Source organism: Synechococcus sp. CBW1004, assembly GCF_015840715.1.
Taxonomy (GTDB): domain Bacteria; phylum Cyanobacteriota; class Cyanobacteriia; order PCC-6307; family Cyanobiaceae; genus Cyanobium.
Genome location: NZ_CP060397.1, coordinates 398,658 through 418,543, shown reverse-complemented (window position 1 = coordinate 418,543; position 19,886 = coordinate 398,658). Strand labels below are relative to the sequence as shown.

The following is a 19,886-nucleotide window of genomic DNA, read 5'->3' as shown; positions in this document are numbered from 1 at the left end:
CGTGTATAAATACGAGCACGCGCGTAAGTTGCGTGTATCGGGTGCGCCACCTCTCGTCATGACCCAGGCTGCTCCCAACAAACTGGAGGCCCGCTTCTGCCAGGAGCTATCCAAGCAGCTCAGCCTGCACCGGGTGGTGCTGTTGTTTGACCCTGCGGAGCAACTGCGCTCGCTGCTCGATGCCCTGGCCACCAGCCCGCCCAGCGGTGAGGCGCCTGGTGGGCTGAACCTCGGGGAGCTGCAGGCCCAGTGGGTTGTGGCAGGCACCAGCTTGTTTGCCCTGCGCCACCAGCTTGAGCCGCTGGTTTGCGCAGACCTGCCCGATCCGCTGCTCGTCTACCTACCCCAGAGGCAAGAGGCCGACGGCCGGGCCACATTGCTGGAGCTGATCCGTGCAGGCACGGTCTTCGAAGCGCAGCTGGTGAACCGGGCCCGCGTCTACCTGCGCGAGGTGATGGAGCCCGAGAAGGTGGAGCAGTTGCTCAAACGGCCCGATCTCACCTACCGCGACATCGCCATCGCCCTGGAGCAATCTGGCGACGGTGGCTTCAGCCAGCTCAAGGCCCTGTTCCGCCAGCAGCTCGGTGGCATGGGCAGCCCTCCCGAAAATGCCGAACTGGCGCGGCTTTGGTTGGCATCCGATCAGTTCGATGCCGGCACCAGCACCAAGGGCCTGGAGAGCGAACTGCAGGATCTGCTCCACAGCCGCTGGGGCCTCGGCTTCCCAGCAGACGCCACACTGGCCGACTGGCGTCAGCGGGCCCAGCGGGCGCTGCTGCTGCATGAGTTCCTCCACGACTGGCATGGCGATGAGCTCACCGCCTTCGCCAAGCAATCCCTGCCCGTGGGCAAGGCGGCAGAGGAGAACGCCCTCACCGATGTGAAGGCCCTGCGCCGCAACCATGCCGGCGCCTACATCGCCATCGCCGCCCGCGTGGAAGAGGAGCTGGGCCTGCGTGAGCTGATCGGCAGCGAACGGCCTGGCGTGCTCGGTGCCATCGACACCTTCCCCTGTGAGGAGCAGTTCCTGCTGCGCAGCGTCGATGCCTTTCTCGCCAAAGGGGAAGCCGCCAAAGCCCAGGAGCTGGTGCTTGCCCGCCACGACAGCTTCTGGCTGGTGGGCCAGCCCACCGATCCCACCCAGTCGCAGCGGCGGCTGCAGTGGGAGTTGGCGCGCACCGCAGCTTCGCTCGGCCTGGCCCTCGATCAGGCGGAAGCCCAGCTGCCCAAGCCAACGGCTCCCGTCGAAATCTGGTTGGCTTACCAAGCCGATCTGGCCCACCACGTGGATGGCCTGCAGCGGCGCCTGGAGCAGCAGGTGGCCGAGCTCACCGCTGCTGCCGTGGAAGTGGCCCAGGGCCTGGAGCAGCTGCGCAACCGCTACGAGCAGCTGCTCGACAAGCAGACGCAGCGCTTCACCGATGCCTTCCAGCAGGCCGGCTGGTTGATCCCCGGCGCCATGGCTCAGACCCGCATCTGGGCCGAGCGCGTGCAGCCAGGGGCTGGTCGGGCGGTGGTGTTCTGGGTGGATGCCCTGCGCTACGAGATGGGCGCCTCCCTGCATGAGCGCTTCAGCGGCTGGAGCCGCGAGCAGCTCAGCGATCTGCGGCTCGAGATCGCCCAGGCGGCGCTTCCCTCGATCACGCCGGTGGGCATGTCGGCCCTGCTGCCCGGCGCCGAGCGCAGCTTTGCCGTCACCGAAGGCGACGGGGAACCCTGCTCCGTGGTGGATGGCGTGCCGGTGGGCTGGAGCAATGACAAGGCCAAACGATTGGCCCACCTGCAGCAACGCGTGCCTGCGGCGGTGGTGCTCAACCTGGTGGAGGTGATCCGCAGCAAGGAGGCGGTGTTGCTGGAGAAGCTCGCTGGCGCCGGTCCCGTGGTGATCACCAGCATCGGCATCGATGAGGCCGGCGAGCGCGACAGCGACGAGCGCCTCGCCAATGTGCGCGCCGACATGCAGCGCGAGCTCGACACCATCGAAGAAGCCGTGCGCCGTCTGGCTGCGCTGCCGCTGGAGCAGCCGTTGGAGCGCATCGTAATCACAGCCGATCATGGCTTCCTGCATCTGCCCCTGGGCCGCGAACCGGCGATGCGGATCCCAGCGCCTGCTGGCAAAACCTTCAAGCTGGAGCGCCGCTGCTGGCTGGGCCATCCCTCAGCCGTTCAGGAGCCCTGCATCGAGATCCCGCCAGCGGATCTGGGCTACGGCACCAATGGGCTCTCGGTGGTGGTGCCCCGCTCCGCCGGTGTGCTCAAAGCAGGCGGCAGCCTCTGTTATCACCACGGCGGCACCAGCATTCAGGAGGTGCTGATCCCGCTGCTCAGCTTCCGCTGCAATCCAGCTGGCGCTGTTGCTGCAGACGAAGCCAAGGCCGCCAAGGGCAAGCGGTCCAAGCAGCCAGCCTGGCCTGGAGCGCTGCCGGAGAAGATCACCAACCGCATCCTGATGTTGCCGATCGAGCTACCCGCCACCCTGCTCAACCAGGGTCAGAGCCGTCAGGTGGTGCTCGGCGCCTACGACAGCAAGAGCGAGGAGCTGGTGGCCACCCCGATCCAAGCCATCGGCGCTGAGCTCGATCGCGACACCAACCGCCTCACCCTCACCCCCGGCCAGGCCGCCACCATCGGCCTGATGCTCCCCGCTGAAGTGAGCGCCAAGAAGCTCTATCTGGAGCTGCGCGACGCCGCCACCGATCTGGTGCTGCACAAGAGCCAGGACCTGCCAGTGGATCTGATCGGCTGACGGAAACCTAGGGGGGACGTAGCACACGCGCTAACATGGAACCGTCGTTTCGGGTCGAATACTTCAGTCCCCGCGTCCGCGAGGAGATCGAAAGCTGGCCTGTCGACCTGCTGGCCCGCTGCGACGAGCTGCTGGATCTGCTGGAAGACCACGGTCCCCAGCTCCGAGCACCCCACTCCGAGGCCATGGGCGATGGCCTGTTCGAGCTCAGGCCCAAAAGCCGCTCCGGCATTGGCAGGGCCTTTTACTGCTTCTGCAGCGGACGGGTGATCACGATCCTCCACGCCTTCGTCAAGAAGACCCAGAAAACGCCCAAGCGCGAGCTTGCAATCGCCCGTCAACGCCTCAAGGAGGTCAAACGCTATGGCTGACATCCCCTACGAACCTGTCGTCCGCGATCGCAAGGCCGAACGCGCCCGCGTTGAGCAGATCCCTGGCTATGGGGAGGCCAGGCAGGAAGCAGCGGTGGAATTCCGCCTGCTGCGCCAATTGCTCGATGCCCGCAAGCGCGCAGGCCTCACCCAGGAGGAAGTCGCCACCCGAATGGGCACCACCCGCAGCGCCATCTGCCGGCTGGAAGCATCCCGCAAGCACCTGCCCGCACTCACCACCCTCCGCCGTTACGCCGATGTGCTCGGCTGCGACGTCGAGATCAACCTCGTGCCCCGCACCGGCCAGCCCGCCACCCCCGCTCAATGACCGCCACAGCCGCCAGCACCAGCCGCGACGCCCTCGACGACAAGGTCAATCAGGTCTTTGCGGGCAAGTGCGTTCGCAAAGACCTGGTGCGGGCCGTGAAGGTGGGCGCCAACGTGCCGGTGTTCGTGCTCGAGTACCTGCTCGGCAAGTACTGCGCCTCCTCCGACCCGGCGGCCATCGAGCTGGGCCTCACAGTGGTGCGCGACACCCTGGCCAACAACTACATCCGCCCGGATGAGGCGACCAAGGCCCAGAGCAAGGTCAAGCAGAAGGGACGCTACACCTTCATCGACAAGGTCAAGGTGCGCCTGGTCGGCAACACCTATGTGGCCGAGTGCGTCAACTTCGGCAGCAACAGCCTGCGCATTTCCGATGACGATGTGCATGCTTTCGAGCGGCTGCTCACCGGCGGGGTCTGGGCCCAAGTGGAGGTGGAGTGGGATGAGAGCGACAGCAAGGCCCCCTTCTCGATCAGCCAGCTCACACCGATCCAGCTGGCCAGCTTCAACCTCGATGAGTACCGCAAGCTGCGCACCCAGTTCAGCACCGAGGAGTGGATTGATCTGCTAATCCGCTCGAAGGGCTACGAGCCCTCTCAGTTCAGCCAGCGTCTCAAGTACCTGTTCCTGCTGCGGCTCATACCCCTCTGCGAGCGCAACTACAACCTGGTGGAGCTCGGCCCCCGAGGCACCGGCAAGAGCTTTGCGGTGCAGGAGCTCTCCCCCTACGCAGCCCTTCTCACAGGGCCCACCACCGTGGCCAACCTCTTTGGCCACATGAATGGCAAGGTCAAGGGGATGGTGTCCATCTGGGACGTGGTGGGTTTCGACGAGGTGGCCGACCTCCAGAAGATGCCCAAGGAGGTCATCACCACCATGAAGACCTACTGCGAGTCGGGGCAGTTCCAGCGTGGTGCCGAGAGCTTCGCCGGTGACGCCAGCATCGCCATGTTCGGCAACACCCAGCAGCCGATCGACGTGATGGTCCAGACCGGGCATCTGTTTGCCCCCATGCCCGACATCATCCGGGATGACAGGGCCTTCATCGACCGGCTGCACTGTTACCTGCCGGGTTGGGAAGTGCCCAACATGCGCAACGAGTTCTTCACGGACCACTACGGCTTCGTGATCGACTACCTGGCAGAAGCGCTGCGCGACCTTCGGAAGCTCAACTACACCGAGCTGTGTGACAGCCACTTCGGCCTGGGCAGCCACCTCAACACCCGCGACCGCAAGGCCGTGCGCCGCACCGTCTCCGGCTTGGTCAAGATCATCCACCCCCATGGAGAGCCATCCAAGGAAGACCTGGAGGAGATCCTCAAGCTCGCCATCGAGTGCCGCCGGCGCGTCAAAGAGCAGCTCAAGAAGATGGGCTCCTTTGAGTACAGCCAGACGTCGTTCAGCTACTCCGACAACGACTCGGGCGAGGAGCACTTTGTTGGCGTGCCCGAGCAGGGCGGTCAGGACCTGATCGCAGCCGAGCCGATGGCACCAGGATCGGTCTACACCGCATCCGTCACAGGCGATGGCACGGTGGGCCTCTACCGCCTAGAGGTGTCCATTGCGGCAGGCAACGGCAAGCTCAAGCCGGCTGGTGGCATCAGCGGCCCGATGAAGGAATCGATCCAGCGCGCCTTCGCTTACCTGCAGGCCAACAAGAGCGCCTTCTCGATCAGCCACGAGGCCGACAGCTACGACTACAACGTGGAAGCCATCGACCTATTGGGCAACAAGGTGGAAGCCGAAGTGGGCGTTGCGTTTTTCCTCGCTGCTTTTTCCGCGATCCGCCGTGCTCCCGCCAGAGCAGGCATGCTCGTCATGGGTGATATGAGTATTCAGGGCAATATCAAAGCCGCCCGCTCCCTGGTGGAACCCCTGCAAGTGGCTATGGATAATGGCGCCCGCTGCGCCTTGATCCCAGGCGAGAATAAACGTGCATTCCTGGAAGTCGACACCGATGTCATCGACAAGATCGATCCGATCTTCTTTAACGACGTGAAGACGGCAACCTTTAAGGGGCTAGACCTGAACTGACAAGCTCCATCGTCATCACAGCAGGACAACGCGACTGACAGCACAACCCCAACTGCTCACAAGGCAATCCGAGCATTGCTGGGGCTTGTCCAACAATGGCAAGAGCCAGAGGACTCGCATCCTTGGGCCTCATGAACCCCCTGCTGCGGCTGCTCGGAGCGGCCGCCTCCCACGGCCTGCTCACCGGCCAGATCGTCTTCTCGGCCGCGTTCGTGGGGGCATGTGAGCTCCCCAACTGGATCCACGCCCCCCGTCAGGTGAATGCCTGCCTGGATCGCTGTATGACGGTCAGCGCCCTGTTCTTCCCCTCCGGGATGCAGACCGCTGTCGGGAGCAAGCAGCCGGACCCGGCGGTAGAGGGCGCTGCAACAGGTAAGGCGAACCATCAAAACGGCTCATATTCGGCTCACCGTTTCGTGATAGGACGTCAGAGAGCTTGCTGCTACTGGGTCTACAGGCGGTCTTGAAAACCGGCGAAGGGAAACCTTCCGTGGGTTCGAATCCCACCCTCTCCGTTTCCACAAAATCCGAAAGGATCCGCGGATATCCCAAAACTGTTCCAGCGCAGTCGATCTGCCCTTTTGGCTCGTCCGGGTAGATCCGGGGAAAACCGGCTACTGCCGCTGCGGATGACGGTATTTTTGACGGTATAGCCAGCCGGGTCCGGGTCTATACCGTCACCTGCCTTGCTGAACTGCCGACATCCCCTCCCGCGCCAGCGTTCCGGCGCTGTCCGCCATGCTCAGTGACAAGGCGATCCAGGCCCTGCGGCCCGACCCGGAACGCCCGGGCAGCAAGCACCACGACCGGGACGGCCTCTACCTCTGGGTGGCGCGCTCCGGCTCCAAGACCTGGCGCAAGGACTACCGCTGGCAGGGATTACGCCGCACCTTCACCATCGGCCCTTACCCGGCCGTGCGGCTCGCCGATGCCCGCAAGCAGGCCCTGGAGCTGAACACCTGGATCAAAGCTGGCATCGATCCGCGCACCCAGGCCCCAACTCAGCAGCGCAAGCAGGTCGAAAGCAGCAGCCGACCTTTCGTCCAGATCGCCCAGGCCTGGTTCGAGCACCACAGCGCCAGCTGGAGCCCCCGCTATTGCAGAGATATGCGGGAGAAACTTGATCACTTCGTGATACCGGCACTGGGGCAACTTGATATCGAGGCGATCACTCGCAGCGACATTGAAACCCAGCTGCTCGCGCCCATCCTCGCCAGAGGTGCCAATGAACAAGCCCGCCGCTGCAATGACGTCACCCGTCGCGTGATTGAGCACGCCGTTGATCTCGAACTTCGGCAGGACAACCCCGCCGTCAAAGCCCGCAAGGTCATCGCCGCCACCCGCGTAACCCACTACCACCGCATCAGCTGGGTGGAGCTTCCCGATCTCTTGGAGGTGATCGATCGCTTTGAGCGGCAACGCCTCGCCGAGCGCAGCAGCCTCATCGCTCTGCGCCTGATGATGCTCACCCTGGTGCGGCCCAGTGAACTCCGGGAAGCCCGTTGGAGCGAAGTGGATACCGAGGGTCGTCAGTGGATCATTCCCGCTGAACGCATGAAGACTCGCGTTCGCCACATCGTGCCGCTTTCCTCGCAGGCGCGGCACCTATTCGATCTGCAGCGGCCGATCACCGGCCACACCGATCTGGTCTTTCACACCCCCAACCACCGCGGCAGCGGCGAGCTGCGGGTCATGAGCAATGGCTGCCTCTCGATGCTGCTGCGGCGCATGGGCTTCCAGGGGCGGCAGACACCCCATGGCTTCAGGGGCTTCGGGCAGACCAACTGCATCGAGCAGCTCAAGATCCCCAGGGTGGTGACCGAAAAGCAGCTGGCCCATGCCGATGGCAACAGCGTCAGCCGCGCCTACGACTGGGCCGAATATCTCGAGGAGCGCTCCGACATGCTGCAGCGCTGGGCCGATCTGCTCGATCAGGTGGCCGTCGCTGCCGGTCTGGCGCCGGTCTCAGAGCTGAGCGCACAACTGGCTGGTCAACCATCAGCGCTGCATGCGGCCTGACGCTTGGAGGTGATCCAGTCCTCCAGCTCCTGCTGGGACCAGGCCACCGCCCGTGGGCCAATCACGATCTGCCTGGGGAACTCGCCTGTGGCGATCAGGCTGTAGATCGTGGTGCGTGAGAGGCCGACCCGGTGGATCACCTCTGGGAGCCGCAGCAGTCGATCGGTTGCGGATGTCATGGCTGATGGTCTGAATCTCAGGTGTGTGTCTTGGATTGGTTTGGTGCCTTTCAGTTGGTCTGGTGCAGCAACGCCACCACGGCCGGATCCCAGAGGATCTGCTGGCGGCGCTCTCCCCGACTGCAGAGCGGCAGGGCGACGCCCCAGTCCAGGCCGGCTTCTGTGAGCTGCCAGTCGTCGTCCTCGTTGCGCTGCTGCAATCCGGCGGCAGCGAGCCGCTGGTTGGTGTGGCGGAGCGTGCCATCCAGTCGGTCCGCCAGCTGATCAGCGGTCAGCCAGGCCACTCCGGCGCGCTGCTTCACGTCAACGCCGGCAGGACTGCTGTGGGCCTGGATCTCCTCCAAGACGCTGAGCAGGGCCTCGGCATGGGACACCCCGGTGAGGTGGATGATCTCGTCGGCCCCGCGCAGCACCTCCGCTGCGGTCTGCCTGCGGATCGCCTCGATGCTGCGTCGCGGCAGCTCTCCTTTGCCCTCTTGTCGGCGCTGCAGGGCGGGCAGCAGTTCGTGGGTGAGCCAGCGCCGCATCCGCGGTGCGCTGGGGTTGTCGCTGTTGAGCAGCCTGCGCAGCAGCGTGGCCTCATTGATCAGCGCCAGGGTGAAACCACCGGCGCCGGGACCCTCCTCTGAATGGAGGCAATGCTCCTCATCGCGTCGGTTCGCCATGGCCCAGGCCATCGGGCTCTCCGCCAGCGCATTGCAGGCATCGGCGACGACGATCCAGGCCTCGCCCTGCTGATCGGTGCTCACTCGGATGCGGTGCCCCTCGAACAGGTAGGGCACCAGAGCGGACGTGTTGCTCATGGCTGGGAAGTTGAGAGGACAGGTGAGTCATGCCGCGACGCGAACACTGCGGGGGTGAATCCCCCAGGGGTCGCGGCCAGTGGAGCTGGCACCGGACCCGCCAGGACCAGCAGCACCGTGCTCAGCTGCAGGGCCAGCACCAGCCACAGCAACCACTGCAGCTGCCGCAGGTCGCCCAGCCGGACGGTGGTGGTGATGGGCCGGCGTGTGCGGCAGAAGGCCGGCAGCTGCGGCTGCGCCATCGGCCGCGGCGTGCGGCCGGGGTGTTGGGGGTAGGCCATCAGAACGGCGCCTCCTCATCGGCGAACTCATCGCCGTAGTCCTCCCCATCCGCCAGCGGGATCGCCTGCTGATGGCGGGCAGCGGCTTCATCGGCCCTGTAGGCCTGCTCCGCCGCCTCGATCCAGGCCGCATCGGTGCCTTCGATGATGCTCAACGGCCCGTAGAAGCCGATCGTGACGTTGCGGGGGACTGCATCGGCCGCGGCCTGGTCTTCGATCTTGGGGCCCTTGGGGTTGCCGTCCTGGTCGTACTGCTGGGCCCAGCGGGTCTCCAGCACCAGCACATCCCCCACGTTCAGCCGGCCGCGGCGGTGCTGACGGCGTGCCTCGATCCACTCGCCAAAGCCCTTGGCCTTGAGGATCAAGCGCACCCGATCCCCCGGGGCCGGCACACCGCCTTCATCACCGATGCGGGCCTCCATCGTCGTGCCGGGCATGGCGATCGCATGGACCACCATCTCCTGCTTGACCTTGGGCCGGCCCTGACGGTCGGTGCCGTTGGGGATCGGCTCCATCGCGCCGCTGCTGAGGTTCTTGCGCAAACGGTCGCGCTGCTCCGGGCGCACGATCGCCAGATAGGCCACCTCACCGAGGCGCTGCTGACGGATCACCGGCGCCGCGATGCGGCTGCCGTCGTTGAGTTCAATCGCCATGGGATTTGCTCGAAAGAGTGGACGTGGAAGAGGACAGGGGAAGCAGGGGCTCCAGGCCGGCGCCCAGCCGCAACAGGTGATGGGCGGCACCGGATAGAGACAGCTGGTGCTCGGCCGACAGCTGCTTCACCTGCCGGTAGACATCGCTGTGCACGCAGACGCACAGGTAATGGCGGCCGTGCTGGGACCGCGGCTGGGGCCTGGCGTAGGCGCGGCGGCAGACGCTCATGGCGTTCCCCCCGCCAGCTCGCGCTCGAACACGTCGATGAAGTCCTTGTGTCGCCTCTGGGTGATGCGGTCCTTGATCGTCCGCACCTCCCGGGGCACCTGGAACTGGTGGCGGAACTCGATCGTGAACCGCTTGCGCGCCTCCTGAGGCATCGCCCCGAGGAACTTGTGCAGGGTGGCGATCTCCTCGTCCGACAAGGGCTCCAGGCCGGAGTCAACCGCCTCAGGACTATCCGCAGCGCCGGTGTCCCACTCGTCGTCTGCGGCGTCAGGGTCGTCAGCAGCGGGGGCGGGGGCGGGGGCAGTGGCCGCATCGCCGGTGGCGGCAGAGGTCACGCCTGCGGAGCCCGAATCCAACGGCCGAGGCTGTTTCGGCTCGATAGTCCGAGGAAGTATGCCCACGGGAATGCCCAGCAGGCCTGCCAGCAGGGAGGCGGTGAGCGCATGCCAGGCGGCACTGCCCTCCTGGGGTGCCTGGGCTTCGCTGAACTCCTCGGCGCCGCCGCGGTGCCGCAGGGTCACCCGCAACACTTCGTGCTCCTCGTTGATCAGCTTCTGGGCGCTGAATGAGAAGCCCAGGGCAAAGGCCGGCGCCGCGGCTTGAACGACCTCCTGCATGGAGGTTTCGGCGATGGCGGCCATCTGGGACTGGAACTGGGCCAGGCCCTCGGCCCACTGGGCGCGGGCCTGCTCGCGGCTCTGCAACAGGGCCTGGTTGAGATCAAAGGCGGTGGTGGGACCTGGCGTCGGCTCCATCCGCCCGCAAGGGGTGGTGGTCATCGAAGGCATTGCGGGACCGGTGCCCGCCTGTCCAGGATATTAGCGGCTCGCTAATCCGAATCTGTATCTTGCGCAACGCAAGGCATGGCGTACTCCGAGCCTGTTCGTGCACGCCTCAGCTGGCGCCCGACTTGGTGGACCATTCCTCCAGCCAGCGCTGCGGCAGCCACGCCTCTCCGTCCCACATGCCCTGCAGCTGCTCGGCGGAGTACGGCTCAAAGCCGGCCAGCATCGCCTGAAAGGCCTGCCGCTGCTTGGCTGGCGCCGCCTTGGCGGCGGAACTCAGGGCCTCCATCACGCCGATGCCGTGCTGCTTGGCGGTCTGTACCAGCTGGCCGCGCCACTGCTCGCTCAGCTTCTCGGCTTCTGCGGCATCGACCTCGGGCTGGACCGGAACGGCAGGCGCCTGGTAGGCGCTCGGCACTGGCAACAGGCCGAGGTGACAGCTCCAGAACTCCGCCGGCCCCCACACCCGCTCCGCGTCATCCATCAAGGGTTTGGCCTGACTGATCAGATCCTTGAGGGCCCTGGTGCGCACGCCGCTGAAGTCTTTGGCGGCCAGCCGGCGGTTGACCTCGGCGAGGGCAAAGAAGCTCTCCGGCCTTGGCTTGGGCGCCTTGCCGTTTTCGAACACGCTCAAGGTGCTGGGCGCCATCACCTCAAAGCCGGCCTCCTTGGCCCACTTGTAGGCGGTGTACTGGGTCCAGTTGTTGAGCTCCCGCCAGCGCCTGAGCATGCGCCCGAACTCCTGACCGGCTTCGAGCTGCTTGGCCTCGATGTACCGGTACTCAGAGCTCATCAGGACTGCGATCTGGCCATTAGCGAAAGGCTAAGACATCCCATTCATGACCATGAACCGCTGACGTGCCTGTTTCAGAGCGGTGTGGGCGCTGGCGACCCTGTCTTGGACGCTCGCTTTGGCCTGCCCCGACCAGCCCTGGTGACGGGGTGGTGGACGGAGCGCGGCCCTCTTCGCCGGGCGTATCGCGACGGTTTCACATTGCCCATCGACACCACCCAACCGCCGGTGACCACGGGCGCAGGCCAGCAGATGGCCTCGCGCAGCAGCTGCTCCAGCTGCTGGCGTTGCTCCGGCTCCAGCAACGCCACGGGCTCGACGATGCGACTGTCCGGGCCAAGGGTCCAGTCGTCGCGTTGGCAGCCGTAGAGCCAATCACGACCGTCGGGCGCCTGCGCCCAATGCAGGGCGCCGAGCTGGTCACGCTCGATCGCGATCTCCAGCTGCCAGCCGCTGGCCAGATCGAGCCGCATTCGCCCCCACCAGATCTCACTCCAGGGCCGATCCGCCAGGAAGGCCTCCCCCGTCAGCAGCGCCAGCAAGGCCTGCTGGATCTCGGCGGCGCAGCAACGGCTCAGGTGGCGCAGAGCGGGTGACGCAAGCCATTGCCACGGCACCAGAGCGCCCACTCCCCGAGGGCGATCGGCTTGCCGCAACAGCGGCAATGGCCGGGATGGCGGACGCGGATGCGGCGAAAGCCATGGGGGTCGGCTGTGGGCTGCCTGTGGGGAACCCCTGCCGTCGGCACTCCTGGCGCGGACGCTGCAGAGGGAGGGTGCCCGCTGACCTGCAGGCCGTGCTCGCGGATCAGGCGACAGGCCAGGAACGCGCTGGTGCGCGCCTCCTCCAGGTGGGGTGAGGCGCTCATGGCCACCAGCTTGCGGACCTTCTCCGCTGCCCGATCTGCCGCTGCGCTGTCGACCATGCCCTATTCGTCAACCAGATCAGCTTAGCGAGCCTGTGCCAGCATGAATAAACTTATTCGATATGCCGAGGTTCCTATGCCCTCGATGATGACCCCGCTCTCCGTGCAGTTCACGCTTGAGCAGCGGGACTGGCTGGATGCGCGCACCCGCGGCGGTGTGCTCTCGCGTTCCTCGGTGATCCGCCTGATCGTGGCCGAGGCCATGGAACGCGACGAGCTGGCCAGCAGCCCCCGTAAGCGTCAGGGACAACATGGCCAGCGCTGAAGCGGCCACCAGTCCCACTCAGCCCTGCATCGACCGCGCTGCCGCCAAGCAGTTCCTCTCCCTGCTGGGCAAGGACCCGGCCAGCGCCCGGCTGCGCGCCTTTCCCCACCGCGCCAATCCAGCAAAGGCGGTGATCGGTGCCCGCAAAGGGCCCTTCGATCTGGCGGTGGCGGAGCAGTGGCAGCGGGAAGGCCGCGGCATCTACCTGGTGATCAACGACGGCGGCGACCGCAAAAGCGAGATCACGGCCTGTCGGGCGTTCTTCGTGGAGTGGGACGACCGGCCGATCGCCTGGCAACTGAACGCCTGGCGCGAGCTGGGGCTGCCGGAGCCCTCGCTGATCGTGCTCAGCGGCGGTAAGTCGGCCCACTGCTACTGGCTGCTGGAGCAGCCCATCCCGCCAAAGGAGTGGGCGCCGCTGCAGGCCGAGCTGATCGCCTACGCCGGCGGCGATCCCCACTGCAAGGACGCCTCGCGGGTGATGCGGCTGCCCGGCTGCTGGTACGTGGATGCCGGCGGGCAGCCCACCGCCCTGGTGGAGCTGGTGCACGTGAGCGGCCAGCGCTACGCGCCTGATGACATCGCCCTGGCGCTGCTGCCCGATGAGTTCGCCGAACCCGCTGAAGGCACCGCACCGCAACAGGAGATTGCCCTGGAGCAGACCTACGAGGTTCCAGGCACTGGGATTCCACTGCCCGAGCTGGGAGACGAGGACTTCGGGCCGCCGCGGCCGCTGGAGCAGATCCGCACCGCCCTGGCCGTCATCCCCAAGCGCGTGGCCGGCAGCAACACCTACGCCGACTACCGCAACCTGCTCTGGGGACTGATCCAGGCCTGCGAGCAGGCCGGCCACGACCGGGAGCTGGCGATCGCCCTGATGGAGGCCCACAGCCCCTCGGCCAGCTGCGGCTGGGACATCCGCCAGGTGGCCAGCTCCGGCGGTGAGCAGATCAGCGCGGCGACCTTCTGGTTCCACGCCCGTCAGCACGGCTGGTTGCCGCCGGAGCCTCCTCACACCCCCAGGCCTCCCCGGGCGCAAGCCACAGGCAGCCGTCGAAGCCAGGGCGAGACCGACGGGCGCCATCCGGGTGGCAAGAGCAGCGACCGCACCAGCAGCAATGCCAGGGGCACCAAGGGTTCCGGGCCTGGCCCGCAGCGTTTCTCCCCCAGACCCGACACCCGGGTGCGCTGGGGAAAGGTGCACCTACCGATCAACCGCCGCCTCAATGCCTTGGAGCACTGCATCCGATCCCTAGTGGGGCGAGAGCGCAACAGCCTGCGCCGCTCGGCCCGCGTGCGCGAGGCCCATGCCGCCCTGCAACTGAAAACAGCCTTGCGGCTGCAGGAGATCGGCCAGCTGATCCTCGAGGCCCACGACCAGCGCAACGGCAACCGCTTCCGCGGTCTCGATCAGGCCGAGCGCCTGTCGATGCCGCAACCCGTGGTGCAGTGGGAAATCCCCGGCTGCGTTCCGCGCCGCGACCTCTCGATCGTGGGCGGCCGGGCAAAGGTGGGCAAGACGCGGCTGGTGCATGCCCTCGCCCGCTGCCTGCTCTGCGCCGAGGACTTTCTGGGCTTCGGGGCGCCGGAGGAACCGCGGCCGGTGATCCTGGTGACCGATGACCAGGGCGACGGCGACACCGCCCAGATGCTGCAGCAACTCGGGATCTGGGATCACCCGTTGCTGCTCTGGTCACGCCGGTTCCGCGCCACTGAGGCCAACCTCGATGCCCTGCTGGCCTGCCTGGCCGCACACCCTGGGGCGGTGGTGATCCTCGATTCGCTGCGCTCGATCACCCGCAGCTGCTGCTTCGGCGAGAACGACCCGGAGATGGGGTCGCTCATCTACGACCTCAAGCACCAGATCACCGATGCCGGCGGGACTTTGCTGCTGATCCACCACTGCAACAAGGCCAACGACACCACCGGCACCGAGGCCCTCTCGGGCCACAACGCCATTGCCGGGGCGGCCAACACGATCCTGACCCTGCACTACCTGGCCAAGGGCAACCGGCTGATCAAGGATTCACCCCAGCGCCGCCTGGTGCGCGAGGCCCGCTCCGGCCCACCGGCGGATCTGGTGGTGGCGATCGACGGCAACAGCGGGACCTTCGCGCGGCTCGGCACCTACGACGACCTGCAGGAGCAGCAGGAGCAGGAGAGCGATCTCGATCGCGCCGCTCAGCGGGTGCGCAAGGCCAGCGAGAAGCAGAAGGAGGCCCTGCGTTATCTCCAGGCCTTGCACACCAACGGACTGGCCGGGGTGGGCCTGCTGGAGCTGCTGCAGGCCATTGACCTGGCGCCGGCGGAAGCACGGCTGATGAGAGATCTCGAGGCTGAGGCCCTGAGCGCCTACAAAACCCTCGGTCGGTTTCTCGGGAAGCTCGACGGCCTGGTGACAACCACGCGCGTCTCAACCGGCAGCCAGAGCTACTACCTGCGCTATGGCCTCAGTGCAGCCGGCGTGGAATGGCTGGCACGTGAGTTCGAACTCTAGGTATGGAAACTTCGGATTCTTGTGGAGCCCTTCCAGGGCAGGCGTTCCGGCGCTTGATGGCAGCTGGAAACAACCCGGAAATCTGTGATTCTTTGGGGTCCTGCCTGCCCCTCAGCGGCGCTGTTGCCCTATTTCTCCAGCGCACAAGAGGGCTGGAAACTTCGGAAACCTTGAAACCCACTCCAGCGCAGACGTTCTCACGCCTCGCGGCGGGTGGAAACGATCTGGAAACTTGTGGAACCGTTGCGCCGCAAGGGTTCCACAAGAATCACAAAGTTTCACTCGTCCTGGATCCTCTCAGATCCATTGCGCCGCAACGGGTTCTAAAGAATCACAAGTTTTTAGTGCTTCACGTGAGGCTCTGTTGATGGTGCAGCACATGCCAACCAGCCCACTCACCATCGCTGCCGGACCCTGGCTCAGACCGATTCCAGGCCTGCGGCGCACGGATCCAGAGCACTGCTACTGGCTGGGGGAGCATCTGTTCGCGGTGTCGGTCACCGGCGTGGTCGGCTCAACCAAGAGCGACTGGGCGATGGCCCGTATCGAGGCCACCCGCCACGTCTGGGAGCCGCGGGGCCACACCGTGCACCTGGCGCTGGAGGCGCTGCTGCACAGCCGCTTCCATCCCCTGTCCCAGCAACGCCAGCAGGCCAGCCAGCAGCTGCAGCACCTGCGGTCTGGCTACTACCGCGATTGGATCGAGCCGCTGCTGGCCCACCCCCACTGGCAGCAGGTGACGGTGATCGCCTCCGAGCGGCCCACCTGCTGCCTGATCCGCAACCTGGCCGGCACGTACGACACCGGCTACATCCAGCACGCCAGCGGCCTGCGGGTGCTCGCCGACCTCAAGACCCTCTCGCGGCCCGGCTCTGGCAGCTACTGCACCCGCGCCCAACTCGGGGGCTACATGGCCCTGGAAGCGACCTGGGGCGTGGAGTACGACGCCGGCCAAACAATCTGGGCCCGGCCGGGGGAGACCCGCCTCTCGCCGCTGTATTCCCGCGAGGAATGCCTGGCGGCCTGGGCAGCGGCCTGGGCGGGCTACGTGAGCAGGTTCCGGCCGTGGTGATCCACTGTCTGAACCGATGTGTTCGGACTATCGAGCCGCTATGGTTTGTTGTAGGACGCTTGCTCGCGCCTCTTCGCTCCTTCGCTGGCTCTGTTGATGGCTGCCACCACCGCCAGCTCTGCTCCCCTGGCCGGCGCCGCCCTCGATGCGCTGCTCGATCGCATCACAGTCCTGAAGCTGCAGCAGAAGACGCTCGACGCCGAGCTCTCCCCGCTGTTGGAGCAGCTCAGTGGTGCCCTGGAGACCGGCGAGCTGGATGCCTCTTTCTCCCACAACGGCTGCAGCTTCTGCTGGTCGGCCGGGCGCACCAGCTACGCCTACCCCGAGCCGCTGCAACAGCAGGAGCAGGCCCTCAAGGAGGCCCAGCGGCTGGCGGTCGCCACCGGCGCCGCTACGGAGAAGCACGGCAAGGCTTTCTGGACGATCAAGCCGGGCCGGAGCTGAACGATGGCCAATCCCCAGAAGCGCAAGGGGGATGCGGCCGAGCGAGAAGCGGCCCAGCTGCTCAGCGATCTGTTGGGCCTGACGGTGCGCCGCAAACTCGGCGCCGGCCGCACCACCTATGCCGGCGGTGACACCGGCGACCTCGATGGGGTGCCGGCCCATGTGATCCAGGTGGCCAGCTGGGCCAACACCGCCGCCGCGGCCCGCCTTAAGCCTGACGAGGCTGCCCTGCAGGCCGAGCACGCCGCTGCGGGGTTCGCGGCGACCTTGGTGCGCTTCCGCGGCGGGACCTGGCGGGTGGTGCTCACCCCCGAGCAGTGGGCCGCCTACGTGCGGCTGATCCTGAGGCAGTCCCCCCAGGGGACGGCGCTCCCTGATCTGCCGCCCAGTAGTGGAGGTGAAGCATGAGCCCCGAGCAGCCACCGACAGCGGGCGCTTGCTCAGACGCGGGCACTGAGTCGCTGGAGGAACTGCGTGCTGCCCCACCCCAGCAAGACGCCGATGGCCAGCCCGTCTGGCCGGCTGCAGACCCCAGCCGGCCGGTCGGCAAGGGCAATCCGCCGCGGGGCCGCCGCAGCCAGAGCCACAAGCCCCGCGCCACCCACATGGAGGTGGAGACCCGAATCGCCGAAGCGCAGCTGTGGATCGCCCAGCGGCTGCCACTTGCACAGATCAGGGAAAAAGCAGCCCATAACTGGGGAATCACCAACATCAAAACGGTGAGCCGTTATCTGGCGCTGGCTCGGCAGCGGATGGTGGAGGAGCTGATCTCTGACCGGCGCCGCCACCAGGCTGAGCAGATCTTTGCCCTGAACGATTGCGCCAGGCGGGCGATGGACGCCGAGCAGTTCAACGCGGCGGTGGGCGCCTTCCGGGTGATCGCCGAGATCGGCGGTCTGCTGCGGGCACCGATCAAGCCGCCGGAGCCACGGGCATGACGGCGAGCACCGCCGCCACTGCGATACCAACACCGGTGCTCACGCCACAGGCCCCTGCTGAAGGCGGCCTGCTGCTGAGCGAGCTCGACCCCTGGGGCGATGCCGGCCTCCTCCACCTCCCAACGGCCACTGCTGCCGAGCCATCGGAACCCCAGAGCCTGCGCAGCTTCATCGCTGAGGCCTACCCCCGCTACGGCTTCCACCGCTGGGCTGAGGTGCTGATCGACCTGCTCCAGCAGGTGGCGGATGGCCACCTTGGCCGGCTGATCGTCACCTGTCCGCCCCGGCTGGGGAAGTCGTTGCTGGTCTCGAAGCTGTTCCCGGCCTACTTCCTGCAGCGCTACCCGCATCTCTTCGCGGCGATTGCGTCGTACTCGGCGGAGCTGGCCTATGCCCACTCCCGAGAAGCCCGTCACTTCTATCGAGTGACCGGCCACCTGCTGGCCCGCGATTCGGCGGCCGTGGGCAACTGGCTCACCCGCCAGCGCGGCGGCTGCATCGCTGCTGGTGTGGATGGCCCGTTCACCGGCAAGGGCTACAGCCTGGGGATCATCGACGACCCCTACAAGGGCCCAGGTGATGCGGCATCCCCGGCGCTGCGTCAGAAGCTGATCGACTGGCTGCGATCGGTGTGGCTCACCCGAGCTGAGCCCGCGTCGGTGCTGGGACCAGACGGCAGCGAGCAGCCCAACCTCTCAGCCCAGGTGGTCGTGCTCACCCGCTGGGACCACCAGGACGTGATCGGCTGGCTGCTGGAGCAGGAGCTGGGCGAGGCCCCCCAGAACTGGACCATTCTGGACCTGCCGGCTATCGCGGAAGAGCCAGGCGAACGGCCCCAGCTGCCGTCCACCTGCACCCTGATCCCCGACTGGCGCCAGGCGGGTGAGGCGCTGTGCCCGGAGCGGTTCCCCCTGCCGGAACTGCTCAAGATCAGGGCCCGTCTCGGGGCCTACTGGTGGGCGGCGCTGTACCAGCAGCGACCCAGCCCGGCGTCTGGGTCCATCTTCCTGCGGCAGTGGATCCGGCCGCCCTTCCCCCGTGAGGAGGGCAACCAGCGCCAGTACGCGCTGCTGGCGCTCTCCTGTGACCTCAGCTTCAAGGGCGAGGCGGAAAGCGACTACTGCGGCTTCTGCCTTGCCGGCTTGCTGGCACCACCGGCCCGCTCTGCCATCCCCCGAACGGGTGAACCGCAGGGCCCATCCGGGCCCAAAGAGTTGGAGATCGAGGTGCTCTGGTCAGCCCGGCACCGCTTTGGCCTGCCGGAGGTGATCCGCTTCCTGTTGGGTTGCCTGCAGGCGCTGGAACAGCAGGGCCTGCGGCCCAATGCCGTGCTGATCGAGGACGCTGCCAATGGCCCGGCGGTGCTGCAGACCCTGCGGCGCCGGGTGCCGGGGATGCTGCCGATCACCGCCCGAGGCAGCAAGGAGACCCGCGCCCATGCCGTGGCTCCCCTGCTGGAGGCCGGGCAGATCCGCTTCCACCACCGCGCCCAGCCATTGGTGGAGGAAGCGATCCGCTTTCCCAAGGGCAGCAAGGACCTGGTGGATGCCTTCTGCCACGGCGCCCTCTGGCTGGAGGGTCGCTACTGGAAGGCCCAGGGCATCCAGCCGGTGGTGACGCCACTGCTGGTGAGCCGATGAGCGTACCGATGGTGTCCGCAGTGCGGGAACATCCCACGCCATCTCTGGGGAAAAGCCCAGGGGCTGCCGTGCTGGCGCCGGTCGTGGTGCAGCTGGTGCTGCCGATCACGGTGGTGCTGGTGGGCAATCCGGCTGGGGCGGAGCGAATGCTGCGGCAACGGCGCAATCGCGGGCCCGCGTGCCATGCCCGTGCGCAGCAGCTGGAGATCAACCTGCAGGCTCCGGTCCATCACCCACCCAGAGCCCAGGGTCAGCAGCCCGTGCGCTGCAGACCCCGGCAACAACGGCCGGTGCGGCCCCATGCCGCGGCTGATGCCCTGGCGCTGAAACACATGGATCTGGCAGAGAAGATCGCCGGCAACTTCGCTCGGCGCACCATCCATCCCAAGGAGGACCTGCTGCAGCTGGCGATGATCGGGTTGATCAAGGCAGCGCGCCGATACGACCCCTCACGGGGCCCATTCCGTCCCTATGGGCGCACCTACGCAAATGGGGAGATCACGCACTTTTTGCGGGACAATGGCTTTCTGCTCAAGGTGCCGCCTACGTGGCGGGAGATTCATGCGCGGGGGAAGCGGTTGCTTACTTCAGGAGTTGGCGTGGGTGAGACGCTGGAGCGAATAGGGATCAGCCGCGGGCAGTGGATTGAGATCGTTGATGCATGCTCAGTACGGGTTGTTGCATTACCTGCTGAGTGACGCTTCCTCTTCGTGGCAGACAAGGAGATGAGGCAGCCAGCAGGGGGAGGTGGGCCGAGCACTCGAGTGTTAGTTGGCGACGGACACATAAATCACATGATACAGGCGATGTATTTACATTGTCTTGCGCCAAGAGTGGATCTCAGGCCTCGACCTTGATTACGCGGAGAGTATGTCTAACTTCAGG

The 19,886-nt window shown here is 66.4% G+C and carries 22 protein-coding genes and 1 tRNA gene; 14 read left to right on the top strand and 9 right to left on the bottom strand.

The genetic code is table 11. The annotated features are described in order from the left end of the window. Positions 1–58 precede the first annotated feature (58 nt). The 6 genes from H8F25_RS01950 (at position 59) to H8F25_RS01925 (ending at position 7,497) form a co-directional block, all read left to right on the top strand. Positions 59–2,746 carry a PglZ domain-containing protein gene (locus H8F25_RS01950; protein ID WP_197211780.1) on the top strand — a complete coding sequence of 896 codons (2,688 nt, stop codon included), beginning with the start codon at positions 59–61 and terminating at the stop codon, positions 2,744–2,746. Between the two features lie 35 nt (positions 2,747–2,781). Then, positions 2,782–3,117, top strand: coding sequence for a type II toxin-antitoxin system RelE/ParE family toxin (locus H8F25_RS01945; protein WP_197211779.1), 336 nt, complete (start codon positions 2,782–2,784; stop codon positions 3,115–3,117). Further along, positions 3,110–3,445: a helix-turn-helix transcriptional regulator gene (locus H8F25_RS01940; RefSeq protein WP_197211778.1), complete on the top strand. Its 336-nt coding sequence runs from the start codon at positions 3,110–3,112 to the stop codon at positions 3,443–3,445. Before H8F25_RS01945 ends, H8F25_RS01940 begins: the two co-directional genes overlap by 8 nt. After that, entirely contained in the window at positions 3,442–5,478 is a 2,037-nt protein-coding gene (gene brxL / locus H8F25_RS01935) for a protease Lon-related BREX system protein BrxL (protein WP_197211777.1), read from the top strand. The genes H8F25_RS01940 and brxL overlap by 4 nt, the downstream gene beginning before the upstream one ends. Before the next feature lie 428 nt (positions 5,479–5,906). Beyond that, a tRNA-Ser gene (locus H8F25_RS01930) sits at positions 5,907–5,994 on the top strand. Positions 5,995–6,216: 222 nt separating this feature from the next. Then, positions 6,217–7,497: an integrase arm-type DNA-binding domain-containing protein gene (locus H8F25_RS01925; protein WP_197169760.1), complete on the top strand. Its 1,281-nt coding sequence runs from the start codon at positions 6,217–6,219 to the stop codon at positions 7,495–7,497. Here H8F25_RS01925 and H8F25_RS01920 read toward each other — a convergent pair. The 9 genes from H8F25_RS01920 to H8F25_RS01880 form a co-directional block, all read right to left on the bottom strand. Then, positions 7,470–7,676, bottom strand: coding sequence for an AlpA family transcriptional regulator (locus tag H8F25_RS01920; protein WP_197165875.1), 207 nt, complete (start codon positions 7,674–7,676; stop codon positions 7,470–7,472). The two genes, H8F25_RS01925 and H8F25_RS01920, sit on opposite strands and share 28 nt — an antisense overlap. Before the next feature lie 50 nt (positions 7,677–7,726). Continuing rightward, positions 7,727–8,479 carry a BRO family protein gene (locus H8F25_RS01915; protein WP_197169761.1) on the bottom strand — a complete coding sequence of 251 codons (753 nt, stop codon included), beginning with the start codon at positions 8,477–8,479 and terminating at the stop codon, positions 7,727–7,729. Next, on the bottom strand, positions 8,476–8,760 hold the full coding sequence (locus tag H8F25_RS01910) for a hypothetical protein (RefSeq protein ID WP_197169762.1): 285 nt from the start codon (positions 8,758–8,760) through the stop codon (positions 8,476–8,478). The genes H8F25_RS01915 and H8F25_RS01910 overlap by 4 nt, the downstream gene beginning before the upstream one ends. Beyond that, positions 8,760–9,413: a hypothetical protein gene (locus H8F25_RS01905; RefSeq protein ID WP_197211776.1), complete on the bottom strand. Its 654-nt coding sequence runs from the start codon at positions 9,411–9,413 to the stop codon at positions 8,760–8,762. Before H8F25_RS01905 ends, H8F25_RS01910 begins: the two co-directional genes overlap by 1 nt. After that, positions 9,403–9,642, bottom strand: coding sequence for a hypothetical protein (locus H8F25_RS01900; protein ID WP_197211775.1), 240 nt, complete (start codon positions 9,640–9,642; stop codon positions 9,403–9,405). The genes H8F25_RS01905 and H8F25_RS01900 overlap by 11 nt, the downstream gene beginning before the upstream one ends. After that, on the bottom strand, positions 9,639–10,421 hold the full coding sequence (locus tag H8F25_RS01895) for a hypothetical protein (RefSeq protein ID WP_231597002.1): 783 nt from the start codon (positions 10,419–10,421) through the stop codon (positions 9,639–9,641). The genes H8F25_RS01900 and H8F25_RS01895 overlap by 4 nt, the downstream gene beginning before the upstream one ends. A gap of 115 nt (positions 10,422–10,536) precedes the next feature. Continuing rightward, positions 10,537–11,220 carry a helix-turn-helix transcriptional regulator gene (locus tag H8F25_RS01890; protein WP_197211774.1) on the bottom strand — a complete coding sequence of 228 codons (684 nt, stop codon included), beginning with the start codon at positions 11,218–11,220 and terminating at the stop codon, positions 10,537–10,539. Between the two features lie 74 nt (positions 11,221–11,294). Then, positions 11,295–11,849, bottom strand: a complete 555-nt coding sequence (locus H8F25_RS01885) for a hypothetical protein (protein WP_231597001.1) — start codon at positions 11,847–11,849, stop codon at positions 11,295–11,297. Continuing rightward, positions 11,795–12,145 (bottom strand): DUF2786 domain-containing protein, encoded by a 351-nt coding sequence (locus H8F25_RS01880; RefSeq protein ID WP_197211773.1) that lies wholly within the window; start codon positions 12,143–12,145, stop codon positions 11,795–11,797. The genes H8F25_RS01885 and H8F25_RS01880 overlap by 55 nt, the downstream gene beginning before the upstream one ends. An 88-nt stretch (positions 12,146–12,233) precedes the next feature. Between H8F25_RS01880 and H8F25_RS01875 the strand changes: the two genes are divergently transcribed. The 8 genes from H8F25_RS01875 to H8F25_RS01840 all read left to right on the top strand — a co-directional run bounded on the left by H8F25_RS01875 (position 12,234) and on the right by H8F25_RS01840 (position 19,699). Beyond that, positions 12,234–12,410, top strand: a complete 177-nt coding sequence (locus H8F25_RS01875; protein ID WP_231597000.1) for a hypothetical protein — start codon at positions 12,234–12,236, stop codon at positions 12,408–12,410. Further along, the gene (locus H8F25_RS01870) at positions 12,397–14,907 is read left to right on the top strand and encodes an AAA family ATPase (protein WP_197211771.1); all 2,511 of its coding nucleotides are present in this window, start codon (positions 12,397–12,399) and stop codon (positions 14,905–14,907) included. Before H8F25_RS01875 ends, H8F25_RS01870 begins: the two co-directional genes overlap by 14 nt. A gap of 379 nt (positions 14,908–15,286) precedes the next feature. Beyond that, positions 15,287–15,979, top strand: coding sequence for a hypothetical protein (locus tag H8F25_RS01865; protein WP_231596999.1), 693 nt, complete (start codon positions 15,287–15,289; stop codon positions 15,977–15,979). Between the two features lie 96 nt (positions 15,980–16,075). Beyond that, positions 16,076–16,423 carry a hypothetical protein gene (locus H8F25_RS01860; protein ID WP_197211769.1) on the top strand — a complete coding sequence of 116 codons (348 nt, stop codon included), beginning with the start codon at positions 16,076–16,078 and terminating at the stop codon, positions 16,421–16,423. A gap of 3 nt (positions 16,424–16,426) precedes the next feature. Continuing rightward, complete coding sequence (locus tag H8F25_RS01855; RefSeq protein ID WP_197211768.1) at positions 16,427–16,831, top strand: hypothetical protein; 405 nt, start codon at positions 16,427–16,429, stop codon at positions 16,829–16,831. After that, entirely contained in the window at positions 16,828–17,361 is a 534-nt protein-coding gene (locus H8F25_RS01850; protein WP_197211767.1) for a hypothetical protein, read from the top strand. Before H8F25_RS01855 ends, H8F25_RS01850 begins: the two co-directional genes overlap by 4 nt. Continuing rightward, positions 17,358–19,001, top strand: a complete 1,644-nt coding sequence (locus H8F25_RS01845) for a terminase (RefSeq protein ID WP_197211766.1) — start codon at positions 17,358–17,360, stop codon at positions 18,999–19,001. The genes H8F25_RS01850 and H8F25_RS01845 overlap by 4 nt, the downstream gene beginning before the upstream one ends. Further along, on the top strand, positions 18,998–19,699 hold the full coding sequence (locus tag H8F25_RS01840; protein WP_197211765.1) for a sigma-70 family RNA polymerase sigma factor: 702 nt from the start codon (positions 18,998–19,000) through the stop codon (positions 19,697–19,699). The genes H8F25_RS01845 and H8F25_RS01840 overlap by 4 nt, the downstream gene beginning before the upstream one ends. The last annotated feature ends 187 nt before the right edge of the window (positions 19,700–19,886 follow it).